The sequence below is a fragment of the Rhizobium cerradonense genome (assembly GCF_030182455.1).
Lineage (GTDB): Bacteria > Pseudomonadota > Alphaproteobacteria > Rhizobiales > Rhizobiaceae > Rhizobium.
In genome coordinates this window covers 162,310-179,296 of the sequence record NZ_JAQJCK010000010.1, presented here as the reverse complement: position 1 = coordinate 179,296, position 16,987 = coordinate 162,310, and the positions used below count along the sequence as shown (strand labels likewise).

The 16,987-nt window shown below is 59.1% G+C and carries 16 protein-coding genes; 4 read left to right on the top strand and 12 right to left on the bottom strand.

The genetic code is table 11. From position 1 onward, the window contains the following. Positions 1–343 precede the first annotated feature (343 nt). Together PH547_RS22295 and PH547_RS22290 are read left to right on the top strand one after the other, a co-directional pair. Positions 344–1,435 carry a type 1 periplasmic-binding domain-containing protein gene (locus PH547_RS22295; RefSeq protein WP_285169529.1) on the top strand — a complete coding sequence of 364 codons (1,092 nt, stop codon included), beginning with the start codon at positions 344–346 and terminating at the stop codon, positions 1,433–1,435. A gap of 249 nt (positions 1,436–1,684) precedes the next feature. Further along, entirely contained in the window at positions 1,685–2,635 is a 951-nt protein-coding gene (locus PH547_RS22290; protein WP_285169528.1) for a transglutaminase-like cysteine peptidase, read from the top strand. A 60-nt stretch (positions 2,636–2,695) separates the two neighbouring features. Here the strand turns inward: PH547_RS22290 and PH547_RS22285 are convergent, their stop codons facing one another. The 5 genes from PH547_RS22285 to PH547_RS22265 all read right to left on the bottom strand — a co-directional run bounded on the left by PH547_RS22285 (position 2,696) and on the right by PH547_RS22265 (position 10,395). Next, on the bottom strand, positions 2,696–3,349 hold the full coding sequence (locus PH547_RS22285; RefSeq protein WP_104827492.1) for a ribbon-helix-helix domain-containing protein: 654 nt from the start codon (positions 3,347–3,349) through the stop codon (positions 2,696–2,698). A gap of 8 nt (positions 3,350–3,357) precedes the next feature. Continuing rightward, the gene (locus PH547_RS22280) at positions 3,358–4,659 is read right to left on the bottom strand and encodes an HlyD family type I secretion periplasmic adaptor subunit (RefSeq protein ID WP_285169527.1); all 1,302 of its coding nucleotides are present in this window, start codon (positions 4,657–4,659) and stop codon (positions 3,358–3,360) included. Beyond that, positions 4,659–6,812, bottom strand: a complete 2,154-nt coding sequence (locus tag PH547_RS22275; protein ID WP_104827494.1) for a type I secretion system permease/ATPase — start codon at positions 6,810–6,812, stop codon at positions 4,659–4,661. Before PH547_RS22275 ends, PH547_RS22280 begins: the two co-directional genes overlap by 1 nt. 29 nt (positions 6,813–6,841) lie before the next feature. Further along, positions 6,842–8,167, bottom strand: coding sequence for a TolC family outer membrane protein (locus PH547_RS22270; protein WP_483315574.1), 1,326 nt, complete (start codon positions 8,165–8,167; stop codon positions 6,842–6,844). A 674-nt stretch (positions 8,168–8,841) separates the two neighbouring features. After that, positions 8,842–10,395, bottom strand: a complete 1,554-nt coding sequence (locus PH547_RS22265) for a winged helix-turn-helix domain-containing tetratricopeptide repeat protein (protein WP_285169526.1) — start codon at positions 10,393–10,395, stop codon at positions 8,842–8,844. 126 nt (positions 10,396–10,521) lie between these two features. Between PH547_RS22265 and PH547_RS22260 the strand changes: the two genes are divergently transcribed. After that, a complete protein-coding gene (locus tag PH547_RS22260; RefSeq protein WP_104827967.1) occupies positions 10,522–10,983 on the top strand; it encodes a cupin domain-containing protein in 462 nt (153 codons plus the stop codon). 138 nt (positions 10,984–11,121) lie between these two features. Here the strand turns inward: PH547_RS22260 and PH547_RS22255 are convergent, their stop codons facing one another. Next, the gene (locus PH547_RS22255; RefSeq protein ID WP_283052440.1) at positions 11,122–11,601 is read right to left on the bottom strand and encodes a DUF2231 domain-containing protein; all 480 of its coding nucleotides are present in this window, start codon (positions 11,599–11,601) and stop codon (positions 11,122–11,124) included. Between the two features lie 348 nt (positions 11,602–11,949). On the opposite strand from PH547_RS22255, the gene PH547_RS22250 reads away from it, so the two are divergent. Further along, positions 11,950–12,195 (top strand): DUF6074 family protein, encoded by a 246-nt coding sequence (locus PH547_RS22250; RefSeq protein ID WP_104827497.1) that lies wholly within the window; start codon positions 11,950–11,952, stop codon positions 12,193–12,195. 42 nt (positions 12,196–12,237) lie between these two features. Here the strand turns inward: PH547_RS22250 and PH547_RS22245 are convergent, their stop codons facing one another. From PH547_RS22245 to PH547_RS22220, 6 genes are all read right to left on the bottom strand, one after another. Then, positions 12,238–12,912 carry a 4-carboxy-4-hydroxy-2-oxoadipate aldolase/oxaloacetate decarboxylase gene (locus tag PH547_RS22245; RefSeq protein WP_285169525.1) on the bottom strand — a complete coding sequence of 225 codons (675 nt, stop codon included), beginning with the start codon at positions 12,910–12,912 and terminating at the stop codon, positions 12,238–12,240. Between the two features lie 98 nt (positions 12,913–13,010). Further along, entirely contained in the window at positions 13,011–13,847 is an 837-nt protein-coding gene (locus PH547_RS22240) for an ABC transporter substrate-binding protein (protein WP_285169524.1), read from the bottom strand. 31 nt (positions 13,848–13,878) lie between these two features. After that, on the bottom strand, positions 13,879–14,646 hold the full coding sequence (locus PH547_RS22235; protein ID WP_285169523.1) for an amino acid ABC transporter ATP-binding protein: 768 nt from the start codon (positions 14,644–14,646) through the stop codon (positions 13,879–13,881). After that, positions 14,643–15,401, bottom strand: coding sequence for an amino acid ABC transporter permease (locus PH547_RS22230; protein ID WP_285169522.1), 759 nt, complete (start codon positions 15,399–15,401; stop codon positions 14,643–14,645). Before PH547_RS22230 ends, PH547_RS22235 begins: the two co-directional genes overlap by 4 nt. After that, positions 15,398–16,105, bottom strand: a complete 708-nt coding sequence (locus PH547_RS22225; protein WP_285169521.1) for an amino acid ABC transporter permease — start codon at positions 16,103–16,105, stop codon at positions 15,398–15,400. The genes PH547_RS22230 and PH547_RS22225 overlap by 4 nt, the downstream gene beginning before the upstream one ends. Continuing rightward, positions 16,102–16,869 carry an SDR family oxidoreductase gene (locus PH547_RS22220; protein ID WP_285169520.1) on the bottom strand — a complete coding sequence of 256 codons (768 nt, stop codon included), beginning with the start codon at positions 16,867–16,869 and terminating at the stop codon, positions 16,102–16,104. Before PH547_RS22220 ends, PH547_RS22225 begins: the two co-directional genes overlap by 4 nt. Positions 16,870–16,987 lie beyond the last annotated feature (118 nt).

The window sequence follows — 16,987 nt, the reverse complement described above, 5'->3', positions numbered from 1 at the left end:
TCGTAATTTGACGGCAATCAATTACGAGAGCGGGGTGATTGCAATACTTCGTTAACCTCACAGATATAGCCGGTTATGCACGACCGCAGATATATTTACCCATGGTTAACTCAACAACCAAACAACTCCTTAAGTATACCGCTTGACTTTCCGTCAGCCGCTGTGTGCAAATGCGCCGCCATAGGCTGTCGCAGCCTGCGTTCGGGAATCGGGGGAGTGAGTTGTGCCGTTTGCGATCAGCCTTTCGTTAAGCCTTTTGACTGATTGGCTGCGGCGCAGACAGCACCGGCGCCCAACAGGCGGTGCCGTTCTCGTCCTCTGCGCCAGCCTCGCCGGATGCCAGATGAACGGTGCTGGCCTGAGCAGCAACAGTAAGAACGACGACATAAAAATGCCGTCCACCGCCATCGATGAAACCTACGGCGGCGACAGCGGCACGGAAATTACGTTGCTGATGCGCAAAGGCGCGGCAGGTCTCTACGAAGGTCCGGCTCGCGACGTGCGTGACGGGGCAGTGCTTGGTGTCGGCGAGCTCGGCAACAATCAAATTCGGCTGCGTGTAAAAGATGTCGGCCAGGGCCCTGCAGGAATCGCGGCGCAGGTTGCCGCGGCCAAGGGTCGTAATGCCGCGCTGATCGTCAGCTATCTGCCGCCGGCCGAGACCGCTGCCATTGCCGCCATTTCCCCCGCCCAACGCCCGCCACTGCTTAACCTTGCGAGTGCTATGGCCTCGACCGGTGGCGATGTCTTCAACCTCGCCTCGGACGAAATCGATAGCGCGACCGAGGGCGTCAAGGCGGCCGGTCCCGGAGGTCACAAGAAGGTGTCGGCGCTGGTGCCTGCGGATTTTTCTCCATCCGACAGCACCAGGTTGAGCAACGCCATCTGGAACAGCGGCAACACTTTCATGGGCCTTGGCCGTTACAACACAAGCGATCAGGCCGCGGATATCCTTACCAAGAACCGGCCGCTTATCCAGTCGGCCGAGATCGTGGTCATTCTCGGTAACACGCCGGAAATCGGCGCAGTAGCGAGTGCCGTGCGCAGCGCCGCCATTCCCGCTCAGGCGGTGGTGGGCACCAACAGATGGCCCCAATCAATCTATGCCGTGTCGGCTGTGGCTGGTGCATTTGTCGCGACGGACGACACGCAAAGCAGCGGGCTAATTGCCGAGCGCTACCAGCGCCACTTCAACCATCCGCTGACAACCTCCGGCGCCTATGGCTACGACGCTATGGCGATCGCCTCCGGCCTCATCCGTTCCCAGGGCCCGCAAGCCATCACCACCGCCAACCTGATGAACAAGGTCGGCTTCCGCGGCACGACCGGGCTGTTCCGCTTCAATGCCGCCGGCATGGTAGAGCGCAAAATGGTGATCAATACGATCGACGGCGGCAAGCTGAAGGTCGCCGCGCAGCCCTCGCAGTCGTTCTGAAGCTGAGCAATCGCATCGAGCGCAGTGCACATAGCGCGCACTGTCGCGCCGCGCTGTGTTATCAGTTGCAGCGTCATGCTGGATCATTTTGTGCGCCTGACGGCATCATCCTTAATGGTTTCCCACCAAACCCGGTTGAATTTTATACTTATTTGATCGCTTAATTTATACTTAGATTATCTACGCTTCCGAACGCCATATTCAGAGGTATCGCGCATTATTCTCTCAACCAGGGAGAATAATGCACCAATGGAACGCAAGAACAATAAAGTTATACTTGCAGCGATTGCTGCAGCTTCCCTTGCCTTTGGTCTGTCGTCATCAACCACCTGCCTGGCGGCGACCAGCGATACCGTCCGCCCGGTCGTCAACCTGCTTTCGGATCCGCTGTTCGACACGGTCATCAATCTCTTTGCGCCGACCGCCGCAAACACAGCAAAGGCGATTGAGGGCCTCGACCTTGCCGCGCTGAGCCAGAGCCTCGCCGTCGAGCCCGCAGGTCTTCCGCATAATGATGAAGCTGTGCTCGAGCCGGCACGTCCCGCACAGCCGACCAACACCCCAATGGGCGACTCGGTGTTCGGAACAGTCGCCATCCCCTTCAAGCATCTTGCGGCGCTCGACAAGTTTGCCGGCCCGCTCGCCGAGATCCGCTCCGGCAAAGCGCTCGGTTGCAGCGCGGGTGGATGTGATGCAGCCGCAGTCGCCGTCGCGGCTGCCGAGACAAAGACTGCCGGCGCCTCGATCCGCGACAAGATCAACACCATCAATTTCACCGTCAACCATGCCATCCGCTACGCCAGCGACATGGACACCTATCATGTGACGGACTACTGGGCGAAGCCGAGCGAGGCCCTGTCGCACCAGCAGGGCGATTGCGAGGATTTTGCCATATTGAAGATGGCCGCCCTCTATAATGCTGGCGTCGATCTCGACCAAATGGCGCTAGTCATCCTCTTTGACCAGCAGCGGCATTTCTATCACGCCGTCCTGTCAGTCTCCGTCAACGGCAACTATTTCATCCTCGACAACATGCGCGATGAGGTTTTGTCCGACAGGCGCATTGCAGAATATCTGCCGCTCTATTCGATCGTCGCCGGCCGCGGCTATCTGCACGGCTCCCGCGATCCTCATGCGAAAGCGGTTGTCGCCGCAATGCCGCTCGCCAAGGTGGCCCCTGGCGAAGGCGAGATCCACTGATCGGGCTCGCCTTTTCGACGTTCCGCGAGGAATGCCGCGCTCAATGAACGTGACGACTTCTCAATAAACGGAAATATAGCCCATCAGCATCGGGGCCTCGTGCGTCGGTGCCAGTGCCAGATTGATCTGGCCCGTCAGCGATTGCGAACCGAGGCCGATCTTGAAGCCTGTATTCAGCGTCTTGCCGCGATTGCTCGATAGGACGGAGAATACTTCCTCGACCTGGGTGTCGATGGAAAAGCGCAGGGTGCGCGCCGTCTGCTGGACGTCGTCAATTAACGGCAGGCGATGGCGCAGCATCTTCAGGAAAGCGTCGTTGAAGAGCTTGATCCCACGCTCCCGCGTCAACACCACTGCCGGCGTCGGCGACGCCTGAAGGACTGCGTTGAGATTGGTTAGCGACGCAACATCCTCGATGGCGTCCAGACGGCTCAGCGCCCATTTGAAGCTCAGCACACGCAACAGCGAGGCGAGATTGCCCGTTTCCGGCATGTCGGTCGCCGTGTGGTAAACGAGGTCGCCGATGCTGATGCCGCCGGCTTCGGACATCCGTCCGAGGCCGTCCCAATAGATCCGCTCCAAGCGGATGCCGCGACGCTCACCGCCGCCAGTCACGGCGCGGAAACGCGGCTCCAGTTCGTCACCATCGACGGATGGCAAGGCTTCGCTGCGGGCCATCGTCGTGACTTCGTCCTTTCCGGCTCCTTTGCGCATCGCCGCCCTCACCGTTCTGTCAGCGCTTCGGAGCGCGCCTTGTTGATCGGCTTCATCAAATAGGCAAGGATCGCCTTGCGGCCGGTCATGATCTCGGCCGAAGCCACCATGCCGGGGATGATCGGATAGCGCTTGCCGTCGCGCTCCAGCTCCGACTTGTCGGTCTTGATGCGCACGAGGTAATAGGTTTCGTTCTTGTCCTTATCGACCAGGCTGTCGGCGGAGACGTTGACGACCGCACCATCCAGCGCGCCGAAGATCGAGAAATCGTAGGCCGAGATCTTGATGACCGCCGGCTGGCCGAGGCGCACGAAGGCAACGTCGCGCGGTGAAATCTTCGCCTCGATTAGCAGATTGTCGGCTGTCGGCACGACGCCGGCGATGACTTTGCCGGCGTCGACATAGGCGCCGATCGTGTTGACCTCCAGCGTATTGACGATGCCGTCGACCGGGGAACGGATATCGGTATGCTTGACCCGGTCGGAAGCCCCACGGATCGTCTCGTCGACGACGGACAGCTCCGACAATGCCTGCCCCTTGTCGGTCAATGCCTGCTGGCGCAACTGCAGCCCAAGGTCGTTGACCTGCAAATTCGCTTCCTTGACGGCTGCCTGCAGGCGATCCAGACTTTCGACATAGACTTTAAGCTGACCCTGCAGGTCGACCAGGTCTCGCTGGACCTTCAGGATTTCAGTTTCGGCGACGAGCTTCTTCTCGCCGAGCGGCTTCAGCAGATCATACTGCTTCTGGGCGCCGACGATATTCTGCGTCAGGCGGTCTATGTTGGCGTGGGCCTCGTCCAGCTCGTTCTGATGCTGCTTCAAACGCTGATCGAGAACATTAAGCTTGTTCTGATAGGCGGCACGATCCGCCTCGAAAAGCTTTTCCTCGTTATCGCAGACGTCCTTGGCGGTGGCAAGAATATCGGCCGGACAGACGAATTGTGCGTCGTAGGTGCCGGCCTCCTCCAAGGCGAGACGCTCGACCTTGGCACCGAGAGCGCGGGCCTTGGCCACCGACTCACCAAGCGTCGATTGTGTCGTGGTATTGTCGAGCTGGACCAGAAGATCGCCCTTATGGACGACCTGGCCAAGATTGACATTGATCTGCTGGACGATGCCCGGCTCGGACGACTGTACGATCTGCGTCTTCGATACCGGTATCACCTTCCCCTCGCCCCGTGCGATCTCGTCAATGTCGGCCAAGGCCGCCCAGGCGATGAAAGCGGCAATCATCAAGGCGCAGATACCGAGGATCAGCCGGGCGAAAAGCGGAGGATTGTCGTGGATATTGTGGCGATGAATACGCATCAGGACACCGCCTTGCGCTGCATCGCCTCGATGACGGCGTGCTTTGGTCCATCGGCAATGATGCGGCCCTTGTCGATGACGATCAGCCGGTCGACCAGCTCCAACATGCTGTGGCGATGGGTTGCCACCATCACCGTCGTTTCCGGGCCGAACGCATTTGTCAGCTTATTGATCAGGTGCCGTTCGCTCGCCAGATCCATGGCCCCCGAGGGCTCGTCGAGGAAAACGATCTTCGGCCGGGTCAGGAGCAGGCGGGCGATGGTCAATGCCTGCTTCTGGCCATTCGAAAGGTTCGCGCCGCGCTCGCCGACGGGCATGTCGAAACCGCGCGGGTGAACGGCGACGAACTCCTCGACACCGGTCATCCGCGAGACGGCCAGCAACTCCTCGTCGCTGGCATCGGCCCTGCCGAGCAGCAGATTTTCCTTCACCGTTCCGGAGAACAGGTCAGACGACTGACCGGCGACGGCCACGGCGGCGCGCACCTCTGCCATGTGATACTGGCGGATATCGACGCCATCGATCAGCACGCGGCCGCTGGTAGGCTGGAAAAGCCCGTCGAGCAGCCGGCCGAGCGTCGTCTTGCCCGAACCTATGCGACCGATAATCCCGATCTTCTCCCCGGGCGTCACCGTGAAGGACAACTGATTGATGACCGCCTGATCGGAACCCGGATATTGGAAAGAGACGTTCTGGAAGCTGAATCCGCCGCTGCGGATCTGCCGGTTGACGAAGCCGACAGTCGACGGTCGGTCATCAGGCTGTTCCATGATCTTGTCGAGAATGCGCAGCGACATGGTGGCCTGGCGGAAACGCGCCAGTGTCATGGCGATCTGTCCGAAAGGCGCGCCGGCACGGCTCGCCAGCATGACGGTGGCAACGATCGCGCCCATGGCAATTTTTCCATCGGCGAATTCATAGGTGCCCGCCACGACGATGAACACGCTGACCATCTGTTGCAGCAACATCGTCAAGTTGATGGCGTTTGACGAGATGTGCTTGATGTCCTCGCTGGTGCGGCTCGAATATTTCGTCAGCTCCTGCCAGCGGCGTAGCATGGTCGCTTCGGCTCGAAGGCTCTTCAATGTCTCGATCGTCGAAATCGTCTCGACAAGCATCGACTGGCGACGCGATGCCTCGTTCGTCGCAGCCGCCATGCGTTTGCCGATCTGCGCCTGGGCTACGAGGCCGATCACCACCGACAAAACGAAGGCGACCGCCGGAATAACCACCAGCCAGTCGGCGATCATATAAATGACGATCAGGAAGATGATGACGAAGAGGCTGTCGATCAGCACACCGATCGTGTTCGAGGTGAAGAATTCTCGCACGAATTCATATTGCGTCACGCGGTTGGCATATTCGCCTGTCGACATCGGGCGAGAGGCTAGCGTCGAATTCAGGATCTTGTCGAAGATCAGTTGCGAAAGGCGCAGGTCCGCCTTGCGGCCGGCATAGTCGATCAGCGCCGCGCGGGCCGTCTTCAGCAGGAAATCGAACAGATAGGCCAGGGAAATGCCGATCGTCAGCACCCAAAGCGTTGGGAACGCCTTGTTTGGCAGCACGCGGTCATAGACATTCATGGTGAAGAGCGGCGAGGCCAGCGCGATGATGTTGATAAACAGCGCCGCCAGCATGACACGAGTATAGGTGCGCCAGTAGGGCACCAGCGTCGTTGCCAGCCAATGCCGCTTCTCTATCTCCATCGCATGACCGACGCGCGCTTCTTCCGAAGCATTCTGATAGTAGAGCGTGAAGGCAAAGGCGGCCTGCGGATTGAGCGCCGCAAGCTCATCCCGCGTCAGGTGGAGCGGCGTCCCCGCTGTTGGCGCGATATCGATGACGTAGGAGCCATTTTCGGCGATTTCAAGCAATGGAAGCACACCGCCACCAGCAAAGGTGACGATGGCGGGACAGTCGAAATTACCCAGCCGGCAATCGCGCTCCTTGTGCTGCAGCACCTGCAGGCCGACGCGTTCTGACAGTCGCTCGACGTCGTCCTGCTCCATGGCCTCCAGAACCTCGTCCGGAACGCCTGAAAACAGCACTGTGTCGGAGCTCGGGCGACCGTAGAACGCAGCGACCGATTTAAATGCCGATTTAAACGTCTGCAGCGGTACGCTCGCAGACACCTCAGGTGCCACGTTCAACATGGAGTATTATCCAATCCGGATCGCGACGATTAGCGAATCGGCTCGAGCAGATCCATCGGCAGGCCGGGCTTCTGATGCGAGTCGTATTTGGTATAGCCGGGATCAGCCGTGTTCGACGACACGCTGAATTGATCACGGGCATAAGGCGTTGCCTGATGGACCGGCTTCAGCTTCATCGTCGACAATAAACTGCCCGATGCGGCAAGGATCTTGTATTCGGCAAAGAGCGAGGCGACGTCCGCAGTCTTGGCCAAAACCTCGGTGTTGAAGCGAGTGTTCTGGGCATCCAACAGATCGAGCAGGGAGCGCTGACCGACCTTGAACTGCTCACGATAGGACGTCACGAGCTGGGCGTTTGTCTTTTCCTGCCCGTCCAGGATACGCGCGAGCTGGGCCTGATTGGTACGCTCGCTCCAAGCGGAACGAACAGACTGATCGACCTCGCGATATGTTTCACTCAGCGCATAACGCTGTTCGGCGGCGCGACGGACCAGTTCCTGCTGATGGGCGGTATCGATGCCGCCGTGATAGAGGTTCCACTTGGCGACGACACCGACCTGGACGTCGTTGGTGTTGCCCTTGTTGCCGTCCACATCGTCACCGATACGGGCGCTGCCGACAAGGTCCAGCTTCGGCAGGAAGGCAGACTTGGAACCGCGGACATCGGCGTCCGCGGCGTTCACGTCAGCTTTGCCGGAGGAAATCTGCGGATTGTTCTTTTGGGCGATGAAGACAGCATCATCCAGCGTCTTCGGCAGGTAATGCGACACGGAGGCCGGACGCTGGGCATTGCTGATCGGTTCGCCGACGACCTGAAGGTAGCGGATCTTCGTCGCATCCAGTTCCTGCTTGGCTTCCTGAAGACGGGCATTTGCCGCCTGCAGGCGCTCGCGGCCCTGATAACGATCGGCATCGGTAAGGGCCCCGCCCTTAATGCTATCCTCGATGTTACCGACCATCTGCTTGTGGAAGGCGACGTTCTTTTCCGCGGCCGCGACAATTTCCGTCTGCAGCATATATTCGAGATAATCCTGGGTCACTTCAAGCGCTAAGGCTTCCGAGCGCTGCTGGACGCGAAAGGATGCGCTGTCGACACGAGCCGCCTGCTTATCTTTCTGTGCCTTGCGGTCGCCGCCGTCAAACAACGTCTGCGTAATCGTCAAGCTGACGTCGGCCGGATTTAGGTAATCCGTGCTACGCGTCAGGGCTCCCGACGTGACATCCGAAAGTCTACGGCGACCATAACCCGACTCCAGATCGACTGACGGCAGATAAAGCCCCCTTGCCTGCCGCAGTTGGAACTCGGTTGCCTCCCTATTCTGGGCAGCCTCCATGATCTGCGGGTTGGTCTTCATTGTCTTGTCAATTGCCTGCTGCAATGTCGTAGCGTAAGCAGCGCCGCTCAATAAAGAACTAATGGCTACCGAAATGCCGATCGCCCCAATCAATCGTTTTCTATAAACCAAAATAGTACCCTTCCCCAAAAACAGTACTTTGCTAATATACTTCCAGGCTTATTCATCCACTAGGTAGACGAAATCACATCTACTTGCAAAGTAGATTCTTATTTATTTCCTCTGAAGCAGTTAATATCGCGGCGCGCAAGCCTCATGACTAACAATTTGTTGACCATTTTTGGTCTGTTCACAGTCACTGCGCAGACGTGCGGTCGATCCGGCACGCAGTCGTCTCTTTATGCAGAACACGGGCCTACCTTCGGCGGTGTGGGCTGGTACAAAACGACCACCGTAACTGAGAATGCTGCACGCTATCTTGGCCGCAATCACGTAATCGAGGACGGCAGGGCCCAGTTATCGCGTCGCCGGCGCTTTAGCCGAAGCAACGCCGTAGAAAGTTGACTATATTCTCACTCGATCTCAGAACCGTAAGTTCTGCGAAGCCGATCTGCGATTATCCGGAAACATATCTCGCTTCTGTTGCTGAAAATTACTTTCAAGGCGCCGAATATCTGCTCGTTATGGGATCCGAACGCAGACCCCGTCGAAGGCGCCGGCAGGGTCGATGCGCGCTACTCCGGCAGGCCGGCAGCACGTAGCGCATCACCAAGGCATTGCGCGAGCGCCGGCGCACAGTCGACGCCTGCAAACTGGCGGCCGAAGTGAAACGTTGGATGCAGCTCAAGCACCCGCGCAGCGGCTGCCCTCGCTTCTTCCAGCCGGCCGAGCTTGGCCAGGGCGGCAGCCAATTGCACATGGGTGATGCTGTGTGCGGGATTGGCCTGAACAGACTTGTAGGCTGCGCGACAGGCTTCATCATAGCGGCCAAGCAGCAAATGACTCATCGCTTGCGCATCGAATGCGGCAAAAGCCCATGAGTCAAATGGGCTCAGCCGCATGCCCCGCTCGCTCCACTCGATGGCCCGCTCTGCTTCTCCGCCCCATCCGAGAATGACGCTTCCCAAGATATAGGTCAGGGCAGATGACGGGCTGATGGCGAGTGCGGCTTCCAGTGCGGTGAAAGCAGCCTTCCGGTCATGTCCATCCATGCCGATGGAAAAACCCGCAAGGGTAAGGGCGGATGCATCATCCTGCCCGTGGAGGATCGCTGAGCGGGCATGGCGTATCGAAGCGGCACGGTTGGCTTCCTGCAGGCCGGCGCGCAGGAAGAGGCAATGATGGCACATCGCGGCATTGCCATGCGCCAGCGCATAACCCGGATCGAGTTCGATGGCACGATCGAGCAGCACGAGCGCTCGCGCAACCCGGTCCGGCATGCCGGAATCCACGTCGAGCTGCGCCCGCAGCACAAGATCATATGCATCGAGACTGTCGGGACGCTTGCGCTTCACCCTATCGATTTCGGCACGCCGCAGGCTGGGTGCGATTGCACCGACAGCCGATAAGGCGATCTCGTCCTGAAGCGCAAAAATATCGGTAGAGCTGCGGTCGTACCGCTGAGCCCATACGTGAGCGCCGGTCGATGCATCGATCATCTGGCCGGTCACGCGCACACTGCCACCGGCTTTCCGCACGCTGCCTTCGAGCACGTAGCGGACACCGAGCTCGTGGGCGACCTGCTTCACGTCCACCGCGCGACCCTTGTAGATGAAGGTCGAGTTACGCGCGATGACGAGCAGCCAATTGATGCGCGCCAGGCCGGTGATGATGTCGTCAACCATCCCGTCAGTGAAATAATCCTGTTCAGGATCGCCGCTCAGGTTGGAGAACGGTAAAACCGCGATCGAAGGCTTGTCTGGCAATGTCGGCGTTGTCGTAGCCAAGACCGCGGCTGCTGAATCAGGACCATCAACTGCGACCGCCGGTCCGACATAGCGATAGCCGCGTCGTGGCAGCGTCTCTATCCAGCATCCGCCACCGCTAAGGTTTTCGAGAGCCCGCCGCACCGCCGCGATCTGGACCGTCAGGTTGCTGTCCTCTATGGCGAGCCCGGGCCATGCAGTCTCGATTAGCGCTTCCTTCGAAACCGGTGAACCCGACCGCTCCAAGAGCAGCGCAAGCAACGCAACCGCCCGCTGACCGAGCGGCGTCGGCTTGTCGCCGTGGAACAGGATCCCGGCATCGGCGTCGAGGCGAAATGGGCCAAACGTGAGGCTTGTAACCATTCCTGAAGAAGATACCGTTTGCGATCTTTTCGCAACAATTTCGGAACGACTTCAGGACTATCCGACAGGGCGGTGGCATTCTGGGTGGGTGCTTGCGGAAGCAGCACCGAGCCAATGGAGGATAAGATGAGCGCCGCCCCTGTCATCCGCATGCCTGACGAGAACAAGGGGGTCATGCTGCGTGGCCATCCCATGGTGTTTCTCGTCACCGGCGAGGATACGAGACACACGAGCATGTTCGACTGGACGATCCCAGCCGGGTTTGCCACCGGCCGGCATATCCATCGCGTGCAGGAGGAAACCTTCTACATGCTCGACGGCGAATGCCTCTGGCACGTCGGCGAAAAAACGATCCGCGCTACCCCGGGTACCTACCTGTTCATTCCAGCGGGCGTGCCGCACAACATCACCAATGTCAGCGAAAAGCCGGCGCGCGTGCTGATGACCGTCTCTCCGCCCGGACACGAGCATTATTTCGAAGAGCTTGCGAAGCTCGCTGCACACGGCTCTCCCGACCCAAGCGCGCTTGCCGACTTGCGGAGCCGCTACGATACCGATCAGATCTCTACTCTGACAACAAGCGCGTAGGCGCGATTGGCAGGCCCAGTGCAACGCGGCAACAGGTGCAACGCAGGACCTCTGGCGTTGGTTTACAGGACCTTCTCCAGTCCGCCGACCGGATTCTTTTGCATCAAGCGGGGCCGACTACAATCACGCTGACAGTATTCAGCGCATTTCGTCCGATTCATCCGCGACGCCGACATGGTGCCGATAGACCATTCCCCAGCCCTTCCAACCCGTGAACAGGAGGATGAGGACAACGATCAGCGACAGGACGAGGCCAACCGGCACCACCGCCGCCTCTGCGTGGGCATATCGCGAGTACCAGTTGTAAAGCTCGATCAGGACGACAAGGACGTTGCCGCCGGCGTGAAACCATAAGTCCTGAAGGTTACGGATCTGAGCGTCGCCAAGGACATCGGTGAGGCCGGCAACAGCGGCCAGGGCGGCCATGATCAGGCCGGCCCCGAGCAGCCAGAGCGAGCCGGTGGCCCAGGCTGCATTGCCGGTTCGCCAAAAGACGAGGTCGCAAACGAAGGTCGCGACGAAGAAGGCGATCGGGAATGGAATCAGCATTGCGTGGACAGGGTGGCCGGCAATGCTTGCCGTGCTGTGAGGATTGTGGGTGATCATAGGCTGGGCCATCGTAATGCCTCCCGGAGGCGCGGCGAGCGCCGCCATCAGACCACATCACAACGCATGAGAGGCTTGGCAGCACAAAGCCATACATATGAACTCCGGTTGCATAGGAATGTTCCACAACGCGGCGGCTGCACGGGCGCGTCTACAGGGCCATTTACGAACGCAACAATTGGGCCAGTTACAGATCTCAAGTTGCGCCTCGTCCCGTTCATGAGACGCGATGGCATTGCCGGATGAGCTGCCATTGCAGATCGAAAAAGCAAGCCAAAACGGCCGGTTCACCATTTGTGAAGGTCCGGCGGCAATGCTGCGTCATTCTGAGGTGATTCGACTTACAAGGACGAAGACAGCATGACGGTTGTACAGTTTCCTGCCGATCGGCGCGTAGCCGAAGTCAAACGATGCGCAGAAGCTCTCCAGCGCCTTCATGGCGAGGAAGCTAACCGTTTCTGGCGGTCGGAGATGGCGGCGCTTGCCGCTGCGCTCGAGCGGCAAGGTATGACCGAGGAGGCTATATCGCGCCAAGCGAGCCGCTTCATGCATGCGGTTCAGATGGAACTGCAAGTCGCCTTTGCGATGGATGAGGCAGGACACTAGGTTTCGAATAGCAGCTGGGCGGCCTGATCGGGAAATAACTGGTCAGATATCGACGATGAGGCCCTTGGCTTTCAGCACCGGTTCAAGCTTGCTGACTTCGATGACCGATTTGCCTTGCCTATAGGCTTCGATGTAGCCCGCTTCGGCATCGTCACGCGCCTGCGAAAGCCGCGCGACCTCCCGCGCTTCCTCTCTGCGAACGACGACAAGACCATCCGCGTCGCCGACGATGATATCACCGGGATTGATGATCTCTCCGCCGACGATGATGGGGTCGTTGACCGCAGCGAGCGTCTCCTTGACCGTGCCTTTGATGCAGACGCTGAGCGAGAAGACCGGAAACCCGAGCTCCCTCAATTGAAGCGTGTCGCGCACGCCGGTATCGGTCACCAAGCCGCCGATGCCCTTGGAAAGGCAAGCATTGGCCAGAACATCGCCGAAGGAGCCCGCTTCCTCGTATTCTCCCGCAGACACGACGATGATGTCGCCCGGTTTGGCGTAGTTGATCGCAAGCTGCAGCATGATGTTGTCGCGCGGTGCGCACTTCACCGTGAAAGCCGGGCCGCAAAGCTTCATGCGATAGTCCACGGGCTTCAGACGCGAGGAGAGCGCGCCACGGCGGCCCTGGGCCTCATGGATCGTTGCGGGCGAGAATTTGGCGAGCGCTTCGATGTCTGGCTTGCTCGGCCGCTCGGCGATATCTTTGATGTGGGTCATGGAAACTTCTCATGGTTTAGGCCGGCGGCAGGCATACCGCCGCCGGCAATGAACAATGATTTTCGGATCGACAATCGATCAGGCGCGAAGATGCGGCGTCAGGGGATCGGGTCGAACTTCAACTCGGTGATCGGTACGACCTTCTCGTTGCGGGTCATCTTGTATTCCGTGTTCGGACCAAGCCACTTTTCCCAGATCTTGTTGATCTCGCCGGAGTCATCCAGCTTGTGCAGGATTGTATTGACCTTTGCGGTCAGCGCAGGCTGATCCTTCTGCATGCCGATACCGACCGGCTCCAGCAGCATGGGCTCATCGATCATGCGCATCTGCTTGCCCTTGGTCTTCGACTGATTGACAAGCAGCGTCGTCGTCATGGTGTTCGCGACCATGCCGCGCGCCTTCCCCTGCTGAACGGCAAGGTAGGCAGAGCCCGTATCTTGAAAGGTCAGCGGGTCGGATTTGTTGAGTTTGATCGCCAGCTCCGAGGTCGAGCCCTTGGTCGAGGCGAGACGCTGGCCCTCGTAATCGGCCTTCTTCTTACCGGCGTCATCGGCGGGAACAATGAGCATTTCCTTGGCGACATAATAGGGATCGCTGAATTGGATCTGCTCCGCGCGGCTCAGCGTATAGGCAAGGTTGGCGACCGTGATGTCGACCCGGCCAAGCTTGACTTCCGGGACACGCGCCTCGACCGAAATCGGCTTGATCTCGGCCTTTACGCCAAGTTCATTCGCGATCGCCTTGCACAGATCGACGTCGAATCCAGCCATTTCGCGGGTCTTCGGATCAGGCGAGGAAAACGGCGGAACATCCGCATAGGTCGCGCAGCGCAGCGTCTTGGCCGACATGATCGTGTCAAGTTGGTCGGCCTTGGCCGGCATGGCGACAGCGGTGCCCGCGAGTGCCAGCGTTACGGTGAGGTATTTCCAGTTCATTGCTGTTCTCCTTATTATTGATTTCAGATACTTAGTGGCGCAGATCGGAAAGAAAGCGCTGCGCTCGGGGATGGCGAGGATTTTTGAAGAATTCCTCCGGAGGAGCGGTTTCCAGGATCTCGCCTGCGTCGATGAACCAGATCCGGTCCGCCACATCGCGGGCGAAGCCCATTTCGTGGGTGACGCAGAGCATGGTCATCCCTTCGGCCGCCAGGCTTTTCATGACGCTCAGCACTTCGCCCACCATCTCCGGATCGAGCGCGCTCGTCGGTTCGTCAAAGAGCATGACGGGCGGCTCCATCGCGAGCGCGCGGGCGATTGCCACGCGCTGCTGCTGACCGCCTGAAAGCTGGCCGGGATAGGCATTTGCCTTGTCGGCAAGGCCCACTCGATCGAGCAGCGTAATGGCCTTGTCGCGCGCCATGTTCGCCGGCACGCCCTTGACGCGGATTGGCGACATGGAAACGTTGTCGATGACGGACAAATGGGGAAACAGGTTGAAATTCTGGAAAACGAAACCGATCCGGCTACGCAGCCGGTTGAGTTCGGCACCGCCCATCGGGGCGTGAATATTCTTTCCCTCAAAACTGATCGAACCGCTATTGATCTCTTCCAGCCTGTTGATCGTGCGGATCAGGGTGGATTTGCCGGAACCGGACGGCCCGCAAATGACGACCACCTCGCCGCGGCTGACGGCGGCGTTGATGTTCTTCAACACCGGATAATGACCATAATTCTTGCAGACCTCATGAAGACGTATCTCCTGAGCGTCCTGCGGCCCGGAAACTGGGATGCTCATAGCTGCTCCGTAAATGTCTTGAGGGGAAGGACGTCGGTGCGAAGGCGAACTTTGCTTGGCCCTGCACGCCTGCGGGCAATTCGCTTTTCAACCGTGTTGGCAATGTGGGTCAGGCTCCAGCAGAGCAGATAGTAGGCCACGGCGAGAATGAAGAAGACCTGGAAAGGCTGCGAGAGCAGTTGGTTGTTCACCTGGCTCGCGGCAAAGGTCAGGTCCGGCACATTGATGACGTAACCAAGCGTCGTATCCTTGATCGTCGAGACGAAGGTCGAGATCATGCTCGGGATCATATTGTAGAGCGCCTGCGGCAGGATCACGAAGCGCATCGCGCCGATATAGCTATGGCCGAGAGCCCTGGCGGCATCCGTTTGCCCTTGACCGAGTGAAACGATGCCGGCCCGCACGACCTCGCTCAAGAACGCCCCCTCATAGATCACCAGCGTCACCAGCATGATCAGGAAACTCGGCACGTCCGCGCCGGTCCAGAGCGGAACGAGGAAATACGACCAAAGGATCAGCATCAGCAGCGGAACGCCGCGTGTGATGTAGACCAGGCCCGTCACCGGCCACCGGAGGACCGCCCATTTGGAAAGGCGCGCCATGGCTAGCAGGATGCTGACGGGGAATGCGAGCGCGATGGCGAGCGCCGAGAGAATGAGGGTATTGGCAAGGCCGCCCAGCGGGCCATTGGGATACTGGCCGATCAGCAACAAAAGCCAATAGTCATGGATGATGTTGATAACGTCCTGGATCATGCGCGCGCCCTCCGCACCGGATCGGACCGCATGGAAAGAAATGCGCCCAGGGCCATGATGATGAGGGAGAAGAACAGATAGATCACGGTGCCGATCAAATAGATCTCAAAGGTGCGGAAACTGACATTGTCGATTTCCTTCACCGCATGCGTAAGCTCCGACGCACCGACAACGATGGCGAGACTGCTGTTCTTGAAGAGGGATACACTATGATTGATCAGCGGCGGCAGCGCATTGCGTAGGCCTTGGGGCATGATCACGAAACGCATTGCGGAAAGATAGCCGTGCCCGAGCGCCTTGGCTGCTTCCATCTGCCCTGGGCTGACGGAGCGTAGGCCGGAACGCAAGTCCTCGCTGAAATAGGCAGCCTGACACAATCCCAGCCCGATCACCGCGAAAATGGCTTCGGCATTGTGGTTGGCGAGCCAATCCGTGATGCCCTGCGGCATCAACGAATAGATCCCGAAATACCACAGCATTAGTTGCACGAGTGTCGGCACATTGCGGTGATAGGAAACGTAGGCCTTTACGATGGGATCACCGATGCGAAGCGGCGACATCCGAAGCGCAAACAGCAGGATGGCGAGTGTCATGGCAAGCAGCCAGGAGCTGATGTAGATGACGAAAGTCATCTCGATGCCCTGCAGGAGCATCGCCTGATAGTCCGGATTGCTGAGGATGGCCGAAAGATCGAACCCGCTCACGGCTTCGCACCTTCCGCGTCATGGGGCTGAGGCTTGGCCGTCTGAAGGCCGCCCATCACCTGCAATGTCGGGGTGATCTCCATATGGCCGATATTAACCGCGACCGGCGCGGCGATCGCAAAGGCGATTGCGTCAGCGATATCGGCGGCCTGCGGCAGCTCGAACCCATCGATGAAGCGTTCGCGCACGCTGGGATCACTGCCGTGCACGTGGTTGAAAATATCGGTCGCGACGCGGCCGGGGCAGATTTCGGTCACGCGGACGCGTTTGCCGAATGCGTCGATACGCAATTGGTTCGACATCATGGCGACGCCTGCCTTGACGGCGTGATAGGTGGAGTTGCCGCCGAAATTATAGTTGCCGGCAATCGAGGAGATGTTGATGACATGCCCGCGGTCGCGAGCCACCATTCCGGGCACGATCAGGCGGCAAATATGCAGGACGGCGCGGAGATTGACGTCGATGAGGAGATCAATGTCCTCTTCGTCCGCCTGGAGGAATTTCTTCGGCCGGTCAACGCCAGCATTGTTGATCAGAATGTCGAACTGAACGCGGTTCGTAAGATCGGCGATGGCCGCGCGATCCGTCACATCGATGACGTGAGCGATACATCCCGTACGTTCTGCCAGTTCCGTCAGTGGACCAGCGCTGCGGGCAATCGCATGCACTTCGATGTTCTCGCGGCGAAGCCGCTCCACCACTGCAGCGCCGATACCGGAGGAGGCGCCGGTGACCAACGCGGTCTTGTAATCGGAGAATGGCATTCTGATCCCCTTGTTGTTGCCGCAGACATTAGCGGAGCTTCAACTCCTTGCCTAAGACCGATTATTTTTGGAGTAATAAGCAACTTTTATGGAGATCGACCGGCCGCAAGCGAGCGGG